The sequence below is a fragment of the Paraburkholderia sediminicola genome, from assembly GCF_046027355.1.
Lineage (GTDB): Bacteria > Pseudomonadota > Gammaproteobacteria > Burkholderiales > Burkholderiaceae > Paraburkholderia > Paraburkholderia sediminicola_B.
In genome coordinates this window covers 1-1,730 of sequence record NZ_JAQQEK010000096.1, presented here as the reverse complement: position 1 = coordinate 1,730, position 1,730 = coordinate 1, and the positions used below count along the sequence as shown (strand labels likewise).

Below are 1,730 nucleotides of genomic sequence, written 5' to 3'. Positions count from 1 at the left end.
ATCGGCGCCGTGCTGGCCGTGATGGTCCTTGGATTCCTGTGTCCCTTTGCGCCGAACCTGCTGACGCTTTATGTATTGCGTGCGCTGCAGGGCGTCGCCGGCGGATGTCTGCCGCCGATGCTGATCATCGTGGCGCTGCGTTACCTGCCCCCGAAGGTCAAGTTATATGGACTCGCGGGATACGCGCTCACCGCGACCTTCGGACCGGCGCTCGGCACGCCGCTCGCCGCGTTGTGGACCGAATATGTCAGCTGGCAAATGGCATTCTGGCAGATCGTGCCGCTTGGCCTCGTGAGCTGCGTGGCAATTTACAAAGGGCTTCCGGCGGATCCCACCCGGCTCGAACGGTTCCGTTCATTCAACTGGACCGGATTCCTGCTCGGATATCCCGCCATCGCCATGCTCGTGATCGGCCTGCTGCAGGGTGATCGCCTTGACTGGCTGAATTCCACGTTTATCGCCACGATGTTTTGCGGCGGGACGCTGTTGTTCGTCGCGTTCCTTGTCAACGAGTGGTTTCATCCGTTGCCGTTTTTCAAACTTCAGCTGCTTGCCCGCCGGAACTTCGCGCACGGACTTCTGACACTGGTCGGCGCGGTGATCCTGCTGGTGGGCGTCGCCGCCATACCCGGCCAGTATCTCGCGCAGATTCACGGCTACCGGCCGCTGCAAACCGCGCCGCTGTCGTTGCTCGTCGCCATTCCGCTACTGATCGCGCTGCCTGCGACCGCCGCGCTGCTCAATCTCCGGCAGGTCGACCACCGCTGGGTCATGGCCATTGGACTTTGCCTGATCGCGACCACCTGCTTTCTGGGGAGCTTCATGACCTCCGAATGGATTCGCGAGAACTTTTACTGGCTGCAGTCGCTGGAGATCGTTGCACAGCCGATGGTGATCATGGGGATCCTGATGGGCGTCACCACAGGTTTGCCTCCGACGGAAGGCCCGTTTGCCTCGGCCATGTTCAACACGCTCAAGACATTTACCGGCGCCGCGGCAACCGGGCTCATTGATGGGCTGGGCACTGCACGCGAGCATTTCCATTCGAGCATGCTCGTGGACCATCTGGGCAACAACGCGCTGGTCACGAGCCAGAGCATCGATGCAGCTCACAGCATCGGCGAACTCGCACACCGGATCCACGAGCAGGCCGTCGTGCTGACGTCGGCGGATCTCTATCGCGTGATGGCAGGTATCGCCGTCGCCTTTCTTTTCGTTATTCCGGTGTTACCCGTGCGCGTTTATCCGCCCTGGAGCACGACGCCGCCCTCTTCCCGCTAAGCGACGCTATCCATGTCATCCGCTACCCGATTTCCTCCCAGAACGATTCGTCTTGCCGCGTATGTGCTCATATTCGGCGTCGCTGTACTGGCGGCCTGCATATGGCTGTTTGCCGGCTCAACCAGCGAGACCACCAACGATGCCTATGTAACCGCCGATTTCACGCTGGTCGCACCGCGTGTCGCGGGCCAGCTTTCCGAGGTCCTCGTCGACGACAACCAGCAGGTCAAGGCCGGGCAACTGCTGGTGCGTATCGACGACCGCGACTTCCACGCCGCCTTGATGAGTGCGCAGGCGGACGTGGCCGCAGCAAAGGCATCGGTCGCGAACTACGAGGCCGAGATCGCGCGCCAGCCCGCGCTCGTCGATCAGGCGCGTGCCACGCTTCGCGCGGATGACGCGACACTCGAGTTTGCGCGCGCGAACGCCGCGCGCTACCGCAATCTGTC

General features: G+C 62.3%; 2 protein-coding genes. Both read left to right on the top strand.

All coding sequences use genetic code 11. From position 1 onward, the window contains the following. A partial coding sequence (locus PQR42_RS45380) for an MFS transporter (RefSeq protein ID WP_408393894.1) occupies positions 1–1,281 on the top strand: 1,281 nt, incomplete at its 5' end. A gap of 12 nt (positions 1,282–1,293) precedes the next feature. Beyond that, positions 1,294–1,730: HlyD family secretion protein (locus PQR42_RS45375; RefSeq protein WP_408496067.1), on the top strand; the 437-nt coding region annotated here is incomplete at its 3' end.